This is a genomic window from Nostoc sp., assembly GCF_035638895.1.
In the GTDB taxonomy this organism is placed as follows: Bacteria; Cyanobacteriota; Cyanobacteriia; order Cyanobacteriales; family Nostocaceae; genus Nostoc.
Genome location: NZ_DASQZC010000298.1, coordinates 1 through 14847, shown reverse-complemented (window position 1 = coordinate 14847; position 14847 = coordinate 1). Strand labels below are relative to the sequence as shown.

Annotated in this window: 13 protein-coding genes; 4 read left to right on the top strand and 9 right to left on the bottom strand. The window is 41.5% G+C overall.

Annotation, left to right across the window (positions count from 1 at the left end; all coding sequences use genetic code 11):
* Both VE944_RS14545 and VE944_RS14540 read right to left on the bottom strand, forming a co-directional pair.
* Window positions 1-984: cytochrome P450 (locus VE944_RS14545; protein WP_324978143.1), on the bottom strand; the 984-nt coding region annotated here is incomplete at its 3' end.
* A gap of 109 nt (window positions 985-1093) precedes the next feature.
* On the bottom strand, window positions 1094-1990 hold the full coding sequence (locus tag VE944_RS14540; protein WP_324978141.1) for an AraC family transcriptional regulator: 897 nt from the start codon (window positions 1988-1990) through the stop codon (window positions 1094-1096).
* Window positions 1991-2143: 153 nt separating this feature from the next.
* Here VE944_RS14540 and VE944_RS14535 point away from each other — a divergent pair, with 153 nt between their 5' ends.
* The 3 genes from VE944_RS14535 to VE944_RS14525 all read left to right on the top strand — a co-directional run bounded on the left by VE944_RS14535 (window position 2144) and on the right by VE944_RS14525 (window position 4408).
* Window positions 2144-3337, top strand: coding sequence for an MFS transporter (locus VE944_RS14535; protein ID WP_324978139.1), 1194 nt, complete (start codon window positions 2144-2146; stop codon window positions 3335-3337).
* A gap of 265 nt (window positions 3338-3602) precedes the next feature.
* A complete protein-coding gene (locus tag VE944_RS14530; protein WP_324978137.1) occupies window positions 3603-4055 on the top strand; it encodes a hypothetical protein in 453 nt (150 codons plus the stop codon).
* Window positions 4056-4267: 212 nt separating this feature from the next.
* Window positions 4268-4408 carry a hypothetical protein gene (locus VE944_RS14525; protein WP_324978135.1) on the top strand — a complete coding sequence of 47 codons (141 nt, stop codon included), beginning with the start codon at window positions 4268-4270 and terminating at the stop codon, window positions 4406-4408.
* Window positions 4409-4652: 244 nt separating this feature from the next.
* On the opposite strand, the gene VE944_RS14520 is transcribed toward VE944_RS14525, so the two are convergent.
* From VE944_RS14520 to VE944_RS14490, 7 genes are all read right to left on the bottom strand, one after another.
* Window positions 4653-5855, bottom strand: coding sequence for an FtsW/RodA/SpoVE family cell cycle protein (locus VE944_RS14520; protein WP_324978134.1), 1203 nt, complete (start codon window positions 5853-5855; stop codon window positions 4653-4655).
* A gap of 414 nt (window positions 5856-6269) precedes the next feature.
* The gene (locus VE944_RS14515) at window positions 6270-7751 is read right to left on the bottom strand and encodes a sensor histidine kinase (protein WP_324978132.1); all 1482 of its coding nucleotides are present in this window, start codon (window positions 7749-7751) and stop codon (window positions 6270-6272) included.
* A gap of 7 nt (window positions 7752-7758) precedes the next feature.
* The gene (locus VE944_RS14510) at window positions 7759-8310 is read right to left on the bottom strand and encodes a heme NO-binding domain-containing protein (protein ID WP_324978130.1); all 552 of its coding nucleotides are present in this window, start codon (window positions 8308-8310) and stop codon (window positions 7759-7761) included.
* Between the two features lie 322 nt (window positions 8311-8632).
* Complete coding sequence (locus VE944_RS14505) at window positions 8633-8839, bottom strand: phycobilisome linker polypeptide (protein WP_190729938.1); 207 nt, start codon at window positions 8837-8839, stop codon at window positions 8633-8635.
* 222 nt (window positions 8840-9061) lie between these two features.
* Entirely contained in the window at window positions 9062-9550 is a 489-nt protein-coding gene (apcB, locus tag VE944_RS14500; protein WP_094349822.1) for an allophycocyanin subunit beta, read from the bottom strand.
* Window positions 9551-9615: 65 nt separating this feature from the next.
* Window positions 9616-10101: an allophycocyanin subunit alpha gene (apcA, locus tag VE944_RS14495; protein ID WP_100899350.1), complete on the bottom strand. Its 486-nt coding sequence runs from the start codon at window positions 10099-10101 to the stop codon at window positions 9616-9618.
* Between the two features lie 409 nt (window positions 10102-10510).
* Window positions 10511-13783 (bottom strand): phycobilisome rod-core linker polypeptide, encoded by a 3273-nt coding sequence (locus tag VE944_RS14490; RefSeq protein ID WP_324978126.1) that lies wholly within the window; start codon window positions 13781-13783, stop codon window positions 10511-10513.
* Window positions 13784-14319: 536 nt separating this feature from the next.
* On the opposite strand from VE944_RS14490, the gene VE944_RS14485 reads away from it, so the two are divergent.
* Window positions 14320-14847: hypothetical protein (locus tag VE944_RS14485; RefSeq protein ID WP_324978125.1), on the top strand; the 528-nt coding region annotated here is incomplete at its 3' end.

The window sequence follows — 14847 nt, the reverse complement described above, 5'->3', positions numbered from 1 at the left end:
AACTCCCCGAAACAGTACTACACCTGCGGGATTGTAAAGTCGTTCTATTTCTTTCAAAAAATAAGTCATTTGATTAAGTTGCTTAAGATGTCCCAAGTTCAAAGGTTCATCTTCTACAACTTCTGTCAGTTCTTGGCGGAGTTTTTCACGCCATTGCGGACGCGCTGCCAGTTCAACAATTGCCCACGTTAAAGATGTAGCAGTAGTGAAATGCGCTGCATTCAATAAGTGTATCAATTCGTCTATAATCTGTGAGTCGGCTAAAGCATTCCCCTGTTCATCTACTGCTGCCAAAAACAATCCTAATACCTCACAAGATTCTTGTAAGTTGCCTTGAAGTTTGCGTTGACTAATAATTTTTTGTAAGAAAGTTTTAAGCTGACGACGAGCATTTTGGGAACGTCCATATTTTGTAAACGGTATATCTAACCGCAATAATGCTAATGCTCCCTGCGTCAAAGTGTTATACAACTGTTCGACTTGCTCAACTTCGCTTTGTAGTTGAACACCTAATAATAGCCGAATCCCAATTCGCAATGCTAACTGATTAAATTCATTCTTGATAGGAATTGGGCTGCTTTCCATCCAGTTTTCTAGGCAGTTGTTAACTTCAGTTTGCATGATGTCAAAATAGTTAGCAATAGCTTTTCCATGAAACGCTGGAGCCATTAAGCGACGAGTGCGGCGATGTTCTTCACCATCTTGAAGCATCATTGGGCGCCCAAAAATATGCTCCATAGCCACTTTCCATCCTAAGTAGGAAGATACATGATCGGCTTGTTCTTGCAAAATTAGTCGATTTGCTTCCGTCCCAACCAAAACTGCATATTTCTTTCCTAAAATGCTGGTTTTAAAAATCGGCCCATACCGTTGGTAGTTCTTCGTCAGCCCCCATCCTTGAGTAGCAAATAATCGCAGAGTTTCACCTAAAATAGGTAGCCCAAAGCTACCGGGCATTTCCTCGGCTGGTTTTAGTTGTGTCATTTTTTAGACTATAGGACTCAAAGTGTGGTGATAACTATTGAGTTTAGCTTTTACAAGCTCATGCCGTCTCACGCAATCTTCCGAAAACTAGCGTTATCTTCCGAAAAATTCAGTGTAGCTTTTTAAATGCTTGAGGAGTGATGCCGATATATTTGCGAAAAATCTTGGTAAAATGACTTTGACTTTGAAATCCTACTAGTTGGGAGACTTGTATAACTGATAATTCTCGTTTTGCAAGTAAATATTTTGCTCTTTCGACTCGACATTTAGTAATATATTGGTGAGGTGCTATTCCCATTGATTGCTTAAATAAGCTAGCAAAATAATGTGGACTTATCTGTGCGATCGCAGCAATTTCTGCTAAAGACAAATTTTGGTCTAAGTTATCGTTGATATAAGCGATCGCTTCTTTTAATTTATGTTTTGGTAATCCACCTGTGTATTCTCGAATAATGAATTTTTGGGTTGAGTAACGTTTTAATAAATGCACCGTCAGCAGATTTACTGCTGACTCTATATACAAGGAACTATCAAATCCACTACTTTCTATTTCCTGCTTGAGTGTCAGTCCAATTTGTTGAATAAGTGGGTCGTGGGTTTGCAGTTGTTGTACAATTTCAACTGCATCAGCATTTACTGACTCGTAGGCAATACGAGTAATCATCGCTGGTTCAAGACCAATGTGGATAAAACCTAATTCCTGCTCAAATTGTACTGCTGGAGAAATTTGATGAGCAGGAAAAATAGCGACATCAGTTGCTGCATAAGATTTACTTTGCCAGTGTCCGTTAATTTTTAATTTTGCCTGAAACTCTCTAGTATAAATGGTAATAATGTTTTGGAAAGGCGATGTTTCAGGGAGTTGATAGTTTGACTGGCGATGATAAGCAAAATAAAAACCATTCCAACCGACGACTGGGCTGGAGATAATTAAAGGTTGAGGAAGAAATTGTTTTAGCTTGTCTGGTTGGGCGGCATTAATTCTAAAAGGTTGCTCTATTTGCATGACGATTCGCACGCTTTTTTTCTATATATAAATTACCTAAGAACGGGAAAGAAGATTTACTGAACAGTAATTCTCTTACTTCTCCAGCCCTTCTTCTTATGCAAAAAGTCTATTCTAGAAGTGCGAAAACTCAAACTACAGGAGAATATAGCAGTGGGTAGGTTAGCAACGGACATCGCAGGCAAAACACCTGTCTCATTAGGACTGTTGGGCGCTGCTGCTTTTATGGTGATTGCTGATGCACGAGTAATTGATCCCTTACTGCACATTATTGCCGACGAGTTTAAAGTCGGTGTTGGTAGTGCTGCGGTGATTATCTCCGCATACACGATTCCCTACGGATTATTTCAGTTAGTATATGGTCCACTAGGCGATCGCATCGGCAAACTTAAGGTAATTACAATAGCATTGGCCGCATTTGCTGTGGGTACTGCTGTTTGTGCCTTTGTCTCAAATATCGTCTTACTTACCTTGCTACGATTTCTCACAGGGATGGCTGCTGCTGGGATCATCCCCATCACCCTAGCTTATATTGGTGACAACTTTCCTTATGAAAAACGCCAAGCTGCGATCGGTAAGTATCTAAGTGCTCTGATGCTAGGTCAAATTCTGGGTGGTAGTTTGGGCGGCATCTTTGGGGAATATATCAGCTGGCGTGACATCTTTCTCTTATTTGGCATCGTTTCCCTTGGTATTGCTGGACTTTTATGGCGAGGGACGCGCCATCTGGGTAATCCTCAACGTCCCCAAGAGCAAAGAGGTAGGATAACACTTCGACCTTATTACCAACTATTGACCCAACCGATCGCCCGGACTGTAATTATAGGGGTATTTGTAGAAGGATTTTGCGTCTTTGGGGCATTTGCTTACATCGGCGCATTTCTGCGCGATCGCTATAGTCTTAGTTATGTAGCGATCGGGTTTATGCTCAGTGGTTTTGGATTCGGTGGACTGATTTACAGTCGTTCAGTTAAGTGGTTAGTGAGGCGACTAGGTGAAATTGGTTTAATGGGAGTGGGAGGGGGCTTGATGTCTATTAGCTTCTTAGCGATCGCATTATTCCAGAACTGGATGCTGTTTATCCCCTTGAGTATTTTAATGGGATTGGGCTTTTATATGATGCACAGCACCCTCCAAACCCAAGCCACTGAGCTTTCCCCAGAAGCACGAGGCACAGCTGTTTCGCTGTTCGCCTTCAGCTTGTTTGTCGGCCAGGGAATCGGCGCAGCATTATTCGGTAGGATTGTGGATAACTTCGGCTACATTTATTGTTTTATTGTGGTTGGTGTAGCGATCGCTTTGCTCTCTGTTTGGCTAGTCAATCAGAAGCAAGTCGTACCTAACTAAAACTTTTATAAATCAATCTTTGGCGCAAGTAATCAAATTTCCTTGCTTAGTTTTTGATTACTGATGAATAGTATCACTTTGAAACGTCCCTGGAAAACGTAAGCGCGTTATCTTGCTAGACACAGACAGAGTAAAAGACGTTTTCGTAATTAGGGAATAAAACCGATGATTTTCCTAAAATCTGCATAAATAGCTAAAAATCACCAGATAAGACTATTGAGCATAGCTCCAAAGAATTTGTAAAAGTTAAATAAGGAGAATCATCATGAATTCATTGAAGATGTTCATAAATCCAGCAAAGATTTTGGCATTTGCCTTGTCATTTCTTATATTCTGTTTTTCTACAGCAGCGATAGCAGCGCCAAGCACCCTTGCTACCTTAATTATCACGGAAAAAGCTCAAATTACTGGAGGGAAGTTTAGTATCGACACAACAACACCAAGTCCTTTGCCAGCTACAACAGTTATTCGTTCTGCTAAACTATTTTTACCTGCTGGTGAAACTGGAACAATTAATAAGATTAAAATTACTAGCCCAAATGGACTTCAATTTGGTTGTCAAGATATTAAAGTGAAAGACGGAGTTGATTTAATTAAAGCCTGTGGTGGGCCTGCTGTTTTAAAAGCAGGAGGAGCGATTACTTATGTAGCTGAAGGCAGTGGTTTTGCACCAGAACTTAACACCAGCCTAACAGTTGTTTTATCGGATGATTTTTAGACGCCAGTTTCGACCGAAATTACAGCCACCGCAACTTAGGTTATTACTTGGGTAGAATAACTACGTGCATACTCCAAAATGTAATTGTGCCAATCAAATCATTACATACTGTTGTTATAGGACTCATATTTGATTTTTGAACAAAACTCAGTACACCTTTATTCCTTCTTCCTAGCCCCCAGTCCCCAATCCCCAGTCCCTTACCTATACGAGTGATTCAGAAATCAAAGACGCTCGATAGCGCAGCGTTAGCGACGCAGGAGCGTCTGACTCGCTACCGCTTCTCTCAAGGGGAGACGCTACGCGAACGCTATCGGATTGCTATATGGAGAGTAAGTATTCAAAAGCGTTAAATATTTATCGACAGTTTAGGTTACTCCTGATATAACTTGTCCAAATATCAAATCTTTAAATTGCCCAAATCAAAGACCATATTTTTTAATTGTCATCAAGATATACTCTTGTGTTTTTTGCTCTTCATATCGGTCAAGAGATGGAGTATGTAATTGCTATACTTGTGATAAATTTTGATACACCTCGTAAATGTTTGAGGTCTTCCATAATCTATTTAATTCCTGCAACGCCGCTTTTGTTAGCTTAATTCCTATTGTTATGAAAACTCCGACGTCTGCGCCCATTTTCCAACAAGGGTTTTTGCAACGGTACTACCTCAGCTTCATTACTCTCGCGTGCTACCCGAATCAGCAACCCAGCAGCTATTAAGCTAGCAATCATGGAATTACCACCATAACTAAACATGGGCAAAGGTAAGCCAGTAGTCGGTAGAGAACCTGTAGCAACACCAATATGAAGCAATGATTGTCCTACCATCAAAATCGTCACGCCGATCGCCACCAATCGATGTACTGTATTTTTAGCCTTTAGCGCCACGATTAATCCAAGAGTTGAGAATGTAGCTAAAAGTGCTAACAATACCATACTGCCAACAAAGCCAAACTCTTCAGCGAACACCGCAAAAATAAAATCAGTATCCTGAATGGGTAAATAAAACAGCTTTTGTTGAGAAAGCCCAAATCCAGCTCCCCAAGTTTTACCAGAACCCACAGCTAGTAAACTTTGCACCAACTGATAACCATCTCCTGTGGCATCCGCCCAAGGATTGAGGAATGACATCACCCGCCTACGCTGATACTCTTTAATACTAATACTAAGTAGTGCCAACATTACTCCACCAATTGCTGTTCCTCCCAGATACTTGTAAGGTAAGCCAGCTGCTAGAGCAATTAGCCAAATCGTCATGCCGCAAAGTGCTGTTGTACTCAAGTTAGGCTGGGCAAGAATTCCTAAAAGTACCAGACTGAAAATACCCAACCAAGCCAAGCGAACCCGCCAACTGATTCGTTCCCACTGACCAAAAAGCCGCGCACTTTGCAGCACCAAAAAAGGTTTAATTAATTCTGAGGGTTGAATCGGAATGGGCCCGATCGCAATCCAACGTGCTGCATCAAAAGCCTTTTTTCCTAATCCTGGGATTAGTGTAATAAAAATTAACGTCAAAAACAGTAATAAAAACCAATGGGATACTCTCAAAATTTTCTGCAATGGCAAATTAACAATAATATTGAATCCGATTAAGGAAACTAAGACCCAAAGCAGTTGACGCTTAAAGTAGTACAACCCATCTTCATGACGGCCATCAGCAACAGGATAGGATGCTGAAAATAGCATGATCAAGCCGACGAACAGCCAAATCAACGTTAACCAGCGCAACAGCCGCGCTTCTAATGCCCAGTTGGAGACTGAAATATCAAAAATTGGAATCAGGCGACGTAGATTCACGAGCAGTACAGGTAAAAAGTTAGGAATTAGGAGTTAACAGTAAAACTCATAAGAGCTGATTCGTAAAGAAAATCTTAAAAGGACTCAACTCATTACTAGGTGTGAGTTTCAGCTAATCAGTACTTTATTGACTTAAATTCCTGAAACCCTTACGAGACGAGTACTTTACTTGAGTTTACAAATTAGCTCTAAATCATAATTTATAACTCATAAGTAAGCTTTACAACCATAAATCTTAAAATAGTAAACTTCAATACACCGCTCGATCAATTTTTGCGATCGCTGCATTTAAAATTAAAAAGCACGATTTTATACATCAAATACAGTAATTTAAATGGTAATTTAGAGTTATCCTGAATCTAAGGCTTCTTTAGTTCAGAAGTTCGGAGAGTCAAAATAATAAAGTGGTGAGTTTTACTCCCTCACTGTAAGCATTGCTGAATCCTGATAATTCATAAAACTTAGTGATTTAACGTAATTAACTGCTTCTGTTTTTATAGACAAGGGAATTTCAATCCAAAACTCAGTTCCTTGTCCAGGTTCTGATATACATCTCAGTGTTCCCCTATGTTTTTCAACTACAATTTGATAACTAATTGATAAGCCTAATCCTGTACCCTTGCCTACAGGCTTAGTTGTAAAAAATGGGTCAAATAATCGTTCCTTAACTGCTTCTGTCATTCCTGACCCATTATCAGCAATTCGGATAACACAATTCGTTTCGATGATTTGCGTAGTAATTGTAATTTTATTAGGATTAGCGTGAATATCTGCGATCGTTCGTTTATCGTTATAGTTTTCGAGCGCATCGATGGCATTACTGATAATATTCATGAATACTTGATTGAGTTGGCCAGCGTAGCAATCGACTAAAGGCAAATTTCCATAATTTTTGACCACTTTGATCCCAGGATGATCAATGTTATTCTTAAACCGATTCTGTAAAATCAGCAAAGTACTATCCAGTCCCTGGTGAATATCAACAGTTTTCTTCTCCGCTTCATCAAGACGAGAGAAATTCCGAAGAGACAAGACAATTTCAGAGATCCTTTCGGCTCCTACTTGCATCGAACTTAGGATTTTGGGTAAATCATTTAGTAAAAAGTCTAACTCAATTTCCTCAGTGTATTCTTGAATTTCTAATACAGGATTAGCATAAAACTGCTGGTAAAGATGCACAAGCCTTAACAGAGAGTGTGTATAATCTTTTGCATATTTTAAATTTCCGTAAATAAAGTTAATGGGGTTGTTAATTTCGTGAGCAACTCCAGCAACTAACTGTCCCAAACTAGACATTTTCTCAGCCTGAACTAGTTGGGCTTGAGTTTGCTGTAGCTCCTGGAGGGATTTTTCCAATTTTTTAGCCTGAGCCTCAGCAATTTCCGCTAAATTCTCCTTGATTTGCAATGCACTCCGTAGCTCTGCCCTTTGCTGTTTAAGTTCGCTTGTTAAGTTTTTAGCATCAGCCAAAGCGGTGTTCTGGGCTTGCACCAGAAATAGGAAATCAACAATCGGGTCGTGAATCGCAAAGTCTTTGAGTTTAAGACCCAGAGGAGCCAGACTAATTGTATCTGTAATCCAGGGAGAACCTAGAAAAAATATAACTTCCTGCTCTGGTTGATATATCATCTGACCCTTGAACTGCATTCCATTGTGGAGAAACTCTAAAATAAACAGTGCACGAGACTGTTTACTAATAGCATCAAAATCAACCAAAATTTTTGGACGATTTATTTGGAAATGCTGCTCAATCAATTTACCAACTAGTGGTTCAGGACTAATGCGCTCTAAGACATCACCAGCTTGTACAATTTCTCGATTACGGCTAAAGGCAAAGTGGAAGGGAAAAGCTTTCGCCAGAAGCTCTGGCGAAAGCGTAAGGTGAGGAGAAGCCATGCTACACTCAATTTGGTTTATAAATAACTAAAAATTCATCATGTTCAGCGCCCTCATCCCGATTCTGGGTTTGAGTGATATCAACTTGTGTATCAAACCTGTTTCCCAATCCCTGAACTAGTCCAAGAATCATTGGCGTTAGCCCTTCTCTATCAGAGCGATAATGTAAGCTCAAAGAATTTTCTTCCATATCAGTACACTCAAATGATGGGGGCTGGAGGTTGGGAAAGCTAACTCCCACACGAGCATGAAGATTATCAAGGTTTTCTAAAAATTCAGGTAGTGTATCTCCACTCATATCCATCATTTCGCCGTAGCCTTCTTGGGCTGTGTAATGAACCCAGAATTCTCCAAAAGCTTGCATAATTTCTTGGGTAGATAAACTCAGAACGACACTAGCAGCTTTGACGAGCTTGTGGGTGATGTCATCGGGATAGCCTTCCATATTGAGAAAAACATCTATGTCCAGCTCTGCTTTGTGCTTAATTTCTTTCCAAGGCTCTTCGCCAAAGCGACTGCATACCATGTCTTGAATTGCTTTATTTACTAATCCGTACATGGAAGCTTCCTCATGACTGTACCTAATTTTGCTTTGTGAATTTTAGTGAAATTTGACAACTGATTCCCTAAAGGGTTATTTAAATCACAAGATTTTCTATAGTTAAACCTTGAAATGTTTTATTACAGCTTTAAAAGCCCAAAAAATAGGGAAAACTGTTCGCATTTTAATACTAAAAATACTCATTATTACAACCGTATTTTCACTTATTCGTTTTCCCCACTGTTTTGCTATTTTAATTTTCAAAAATACAAGCAGCAAAAAAAAGAGGTCTTTACTGACCTCTTACCAATTCTCTAAAATAATGTTTTATCTACAGTAATTACGACAAGCCAGCATTAGTACCTTGCTTACCAGTTGCCAGTTCTACCTTGATGATTGTGCCGCCTGCTTTTTGAATGCGTTGCTGTTCACGGAACCAGTTCTCATAAGGAACTAGCTTAGTAAAATAAGTATTTTGGAGTTCGCGTTGAGTACGAATTCTGGTTTGACTGGGAACTAGAGCAGTAATTTTAAACAAACGGGACATGTTTTGAAAATCTCCTGTAAAATTTGTGAAAACTTTTTTATCTCAAAATCTTGAGTGCAAATCTTTTAATCATTCAAAGGCTGGAAATCAAACATCAATACTAGACCACCAACACTCATCAGTGATAATTTACCAAGATAAGCAATATAACGTTCTAGCACTCACGGCTGATTTCCAGACCTTAATAAAGTCGCACCTAAATTCTTAAGCGCAAACTAATTCTTAGCTTAAGCCAGAAGAGATATAGTCTAAGTAAACACCCATTTCCTTACCAGCATCAGAACCAACCAAACTAGCGGTTACTTCCTTGATTGCTTGGATAGCTTGCACGGTAGCACCAACGGGAACTCCTAAAGAGTTGTAGGTTTCCTTCAAGCCATTTAATACACGCTCATCCAAAATGGAAGGATCGCCAGCTAACATAGCGTAGGTGGCATAGCGGAGGTAGTAGTCCAAATCACGGATGCAAGCAGCATAGCGACGGGTGGTATACATGTTGCCACCGGGACGGGTGATGTCAGAGTATAGCAAAGATTTTGCTACAGCTTCTTTAACGATCGCAGCAGCGTTAGCGCTGATGGTGCTAGCAGCCCGGACTCGCAGTTCGCCAGTGGCGAAGTAGCCTTTTAGCTTTTGTAAAGCAGAAGCGTCTAGGTATTTACCTTGAACGTCTGCGGAGTTAATTACAGCGGTAATTGCGTCTTGAGCCATGTTGTTAATTCCTTATTTCCAACCGTATTGCAATACTTCTGTTTCGGCAGAGAAACAGCATCACCTTATAGCAGGGCACCAACTAAGTAGTCGAAGTAACTACCAGCTTCAGCAGCATCATCACCAGACATCAATGTAGTAGCTACATTCTTCAGTCCACGAATACCTTCAGCAACACCATCGATAGGAGTTCCTAAAGACTTGTACATTTCACGGACACCGATAACACCAATTTCTTCGATGGGGGTAACATCACCAGCAACGATACCGTAGGTAACGAGGCGGAGGTAATAATCTAGGTCACGCAGACAAGTAGCAGTCAATTCTTGACCGTAAGCGTTACCACCAGGAGACACAACATCAGGACGCTTTTGGAACAGTTGATCACCAGCTTGCTTAACCAAGCGTTCGCGATTTTCTGTCAGAACTTGAGCAATCCGCACACGGCGCTCACCACTAGCAACAAAGGATTTGATCCGATCCAATTCACCGGGGCTGAGGTAGCGAGCTTCTGCATCAGCATTCACGATAGCTTTCGTGACGATACTCATTAATGGATTCCTCCAAATACGAATGAAAGCAGGATTTGATTAAACTAGTGCGACTTAAATTCGGTTCACTGAGTTTCTTTTCTCGTTCTTTTAGATACAACAGTTTAATAACTGTTACGGCTAATAAATTACGAGTTTTTTTGAGTCAACACAAGTAAACAAGCTTTGAAACTCAGTTACCTTCCGCAAAACATTTTCCGGCATTCTGTTGAGCATTTATTACTGCTCTTAACACTTTGTAATATTGTCTTTCAGAATTTCGGGTTTTAGCCCTAATCTGAGAGCAATATTACGAAAGGTTACGAAGGTGGAAGGGGACTGGGGGCTACGGATTGGGGACTAGGGACTAGGGACTGGGACAGTAAGTAAATAATCTGTACCCTACTCCCTACTCCCTACTCCCTACTCCCTACTCCCTATTGGAAAGGCGGTTGTAAGGTACAACATCTTCACCAAAGTAGCGGCTATATTCTGGGCTATCGATTATTGCTTCTACAGCAGCCGACAAACCACTATTAGCTAGCAGATTGTTATACTGGCAGATTTCTTCCTGATCTGCGGGTGTACGCCCCAACAGATGGCGGAAGAGGAACTCAATCACCTTGGCATGAGGATAAGGTAATAAGAAGCGCTGGCGATAGATTTCGGAACTAGCTAGTTCACGTACAAACTCCCGGACGGAAATTTCACCATTCTGGAGTTTGCTGTCTAGGTCACTACGGCGGAAATTATCAGGCACTTCACCGCTAAATACATCCAATACTTGACGGTAAATGGCGTTGATTGCCTGTTGTCTTTCGGCTTGGTTTGTAGTTTCAGTTAGACGGTAAATGCGTGCATGTTTACGCACAGCCACTTCCACAGGTTGTTCGCTACCATCGTTGTAGGAACGACCCAGTTCAGCAAATGAGGGCTTACCATTTGCTTGCGCTGCTATATCTGCGATCGCCTGCACCAAAAGCGGAGTATCGTTGCTAACTCCTACACGCGGTTGCACTGGCTTAAAGCTCGGTACAACTACGTCATCGTTTTGCTTGGTAAGCTGGTTGTAGAGTTTTTCCGTATTCGGGAAGTTTGCCGCAGGTAGGGTCGGGAAGCGACGGTAAGGCACCGTATCTTCACCAAATACCTCGTTATATTCCACACTATTTACCAAAGCAGCAATAAAGGCACGAATACCTTGAGTAGCCAAAATCTGGTTATACTTGCGGATTTCTGACTGGTCTACTGGCGCACGTCCCAAGAAGTGTTTGGTTCCCAACTCAATCACCTTGGTATTGGGGTAAGGTGTGTAGAACTCTTTCAGGTAGAGGTTAGAATAACCCAAACCTTCAATAAATTCCTTCACACTAATTTCGCCATTCCCCAGCTTGCTTTCCCATTTTGTAAATTCGTTTTTGGCGATGTAGGGTGCAACATCCCGCTCAAAAATTTGACGATACGCAGCACTGATCAAAGTTTGCACTGCAACTTTGTCACTGATATTCGCTACCAGCTTGAAGATTTTGGTTTGTTCCCGTTGCTTGCTAACGCCTTGGTTAACGCGGAACTGAACATCTGGCTCTGACCGTTGTTCTGTAACTCTACCCAATGTCACAAAGGTCGGCGTTACTTCCTTCTGAACTTTCGCCGCAACATCTTCACGAATGCTACCAACGCGCAATTGCCGCCCTGATACACCACCAGGAGTCAAATACCGTTCGTAAGGAATTGTATCTTCACCAAATGCTTCAGTGTATTCTACGCTGTCAATAATGGCATCAACGATAGCGTAAAAGCCCTGTTTAGAAGCAATGTCAAAGTACTTGTTGATTTCTTGACGACCATAAGTCGGACGACCCAACAAGCGGCGGTGAATATACTCAATCGCTTTACAAACATAGAGCGATGTCCAGTACAGATTACGGAATACATCCGACTTAGCCAAAGCACGGATAAACTCCCGCACAGAGATGTCGCCGTTTTCCAGCTTGATTTCCAATACCTTGGGACGCTGACCTTCGTAAAGATCGCGACCGAAAACTTGCAGGTAAGCAGCTTTAATCAATGCTTGCGTGGAGCTTTCGGAGAATCTGACGCTAGAATTTTTGGCAGCCTTTTTACCTCTAGTACCAGGCAGTTGATCTAACTTGAACACCTTAGGCCCGAGAGTACCAGGAGCTTCACCCCGCGCTTTGGGATTACTATTTTGGTTATTAATCCCTGCCCCTTGGTGAATCAGGATGCGCTTGGTATCCTTGCCAAAAGGAGCTGGACTGGTACTGGGGTTGCGAGTTTCTTTCGGGAAAATCGCCCCAAACTGAATTTCCAAGGGGTCATTACCAGAACCATAAGGATGTTGGTCTGGTAGCGGTTGTTCGTAAGCCGCAAATGTCGTAATAAACTGAGGTATCTTGCGGAAAGGCGCACTGTAATTTAACAGGTCTTGCTGCGGCCCCCAGTTACGACATTCTTGGGCTTCTTGACCCAGACCCCGCAGGTAGGGTACTGTTTCTTCACCAAAATAGTCGCTGTATTCAGCAGAATCTACTAAGGCATCTACTATGGCTGGTAGACCACCGTCAGAAATAATTGAGAAGTATTTTTGTACTTCTTCACGACTACTTGGGCCGCGTCCCAAAATGTGACGGAAAGCTAGTTCAATGACTCGGCTGTTAATAAAAGGCTGGTAAAACTGTTTTTGGTAAAGGGGAGATTTAGCTAGACGACGGACAAATTCCTTCACGGAGATGTCGCCATTTTTCACCTTGGATTCTAGGTCAGATATCGACAAGCTATAAGCACGGCTAATATCGCGCTCAAAAACTTGCCGATATGTAGCTTTGATTACCTCATTTTTTTCGGTAGCTGACAACCCAGTTTTCATCACATACTTGGGACGCCGTTCTGCCGCATTAAAGTAAATTTGCGGCAGTTGCAACCCCTGCTGGTCGCTAGAGGGACGTTGGCGAACTTTATTTGAAGGTGTGGGTGCTTTGAATTCTGCTAGCAAAACATCCATGTACTGAGACACAATTTCTGTAGCCTCAGCATCTTTGCGGAAAAAAGAAAGTGACGCGGCTTTGATTTCTTGCAAAGCTACTAGCGTTGCTTCACCAGAGCAGGCATTTTCAATTATTTCCCGCAAACCCCGTGTATTCACCGCTATGATGTTGGGGTCGCCAGCAACGATCGCATAAGTAGCGTAGCGCAAGAACCAGGATAAATCCCGCAAGCTCTTGGCCATGTTGCTTGGCCCATATCGAGCAATGTTAATTGGTCTGAAACCCGGAGGTGTTGGGCCACTGGGGGATGAGTTAAATATTGATCGTAAATTTTCTAAGAACCCACCACGACTTTCAACGTAGGTTACAGTTCCCAGTTGCATCCCTTGCTGAACATTAGCACCAGCACTAACAGGTACTATTTCTATTTCTCTGGGCTTTTCTAAAAAAGCCATTGGCGAACCACCGACAAAAATCCGGTTGGCAGCGCGAGATACAATAATCTCGGCATTATCCGTTAGCGTCTGAGAAATTTCTAGACGCTTTGCACCAGATGCAAAATAGCTTGCCAGTTCATCTAATTCACCATTCCCCAAAAAGCGGTCTTGCTGCTCGGCTTGGATAATTGTCGCTACAGCTAGGGTTTGATATAGTTGCGGACGCGCAACTGAGCTTCCACCACTTGCCTTAACACTCATCGGATTTGTAAAACTCCCATCATAATCATTTATGTGTTAAGTCTGGGTCGCTTTGAGGCTTGACACATCGGTGCGTCTGTGCTTTATCAGCTTGAGAGTAGTGCCTGCAAAACTGCCAGTAAATTAACCCGGTTAGCTTTTAGATTAGAACGTTTTGCGTTCTCAAAGCTGGTTTATTAAGAACTGTGTAGAACCGTAGCTTAGATACATCCAGTCTTAAGAGTACATACTCTTCTTTGGCTAAGACAAAATCTAAGTTTTGTAACCAGGTAATAGGTTAGGTATGGTCTACCGATGCCGCAAACCTCTATTTTGAAGTTTTAGCTGTGTCCACCCTACGATTATTACAACTTATACAAAATTTTAGTTGAAATCAAATTGCCTACGGTAATGTCGGTGGACAGTAGTCATAAGTCGATGTTAAGTTGTTTTGGCTACTGGCAGCTAAATATTCATAAATAACGCCGACGGGAAATAATTCTTCAATCTCGTTGAATCAAGCTTTAGCTATCAGCATTCTATATAGGGAAAATACTATGAGCAAAAGTTGTAAATTTAACTATTTATTCAATGCTACACTGTCTGCGATCGCAGTTATTTTGGCTGTCACTCCTGCAAATGCGCTTCCAGAACAAAATATCAGTACTGTTGTTAAGTGGGCAAAGACCAGACCTTTACTACCAACTCTGAGATACAACCGCGAAGCCCACGGCTATGAGGGTACAAAGGGAAATTTATACTTTTATGCTGATGTCAAGCAAGAAAATGGAACAGTAACCAAAGAAGGAATAACTGTAAGTGGTGACTCAAGCATCAAATTCACCACAAAAAATACCAAAGGAGTGAAATTACTAGAGAAAATTTATAATTTAAACATTGCCAATGACTTCCAGCAGTCCCGGTATGTCACAAAAGTTGGTCGCGACCAATTTTATCGAGGCAAAAAGTTTGCCTACATCACTGCGGCAGTGCAAAATGGAACTAATTTTCAGATCATTCCTCTGAGAAATTTACAAGAGGCAATCAATAAAACCAAATACTGCCAAACCCATGAATGTGACATC

Bases quoted from the DNA above. Each gene is read 5' to 3' on its own strand.
- VE944_RS14540 (WP_324978141.1), bottom strand. From the start codon at position 1,990: ATGCAAATAGAGCAACCTTTTAGAATTAATGCCGCCCAACCAGACAAG.
- VE944_RS14530 (WP_324978137.1), top strand. From the start codon at position 3,603: ATGAATTCATTGAAGATGTTCATAAATCCAGCAAAGATTTTGGCATTT.
- VE944_RS14515 (WP_324978132.1), bottom strand. From the start codon at position 7,751: ATGGCTTCTCCTCACCTTACGCTTTCGCCAGAGCTTCTGGCGAAAGCT.
- VE944_RS14510 (WP_324978130.1), bottom strand. From the start codon at position 8,310: ATGTACGGATTAGTAAATAAAGCAATTCAAGACATGGTATGCAGTCGC.
- VE944_RS14505 (WP_190729938.1), bottom strand. From the start codon at position 8,839: ATGTCCCGTTTGTTTAAAATTACTGCTCTAGTTCCCAGTCAAACCAGA.
- apcB (WP_094349822.1), bottom strand. From the start codon at position 9,550: ATGGCTCAAGACGCAATTACCGCTGTAATTAACTCCGCAGACGTTCAA.
- apcA (WP_100899350.1), bottom strand. From the start codon at position 10,101: ATGAGTATCGTCACGAAAGCTATCGTGAATGCTGATGCAGAAGCTCGC.
- VE944_RS14490 (WP_324978126.1), bottom strand. From the start codon at position 13,783: ATGAGTGTTAAGGCAAGTGGTGGAAGCTCAGTTGCGCGTCCGCAACTA.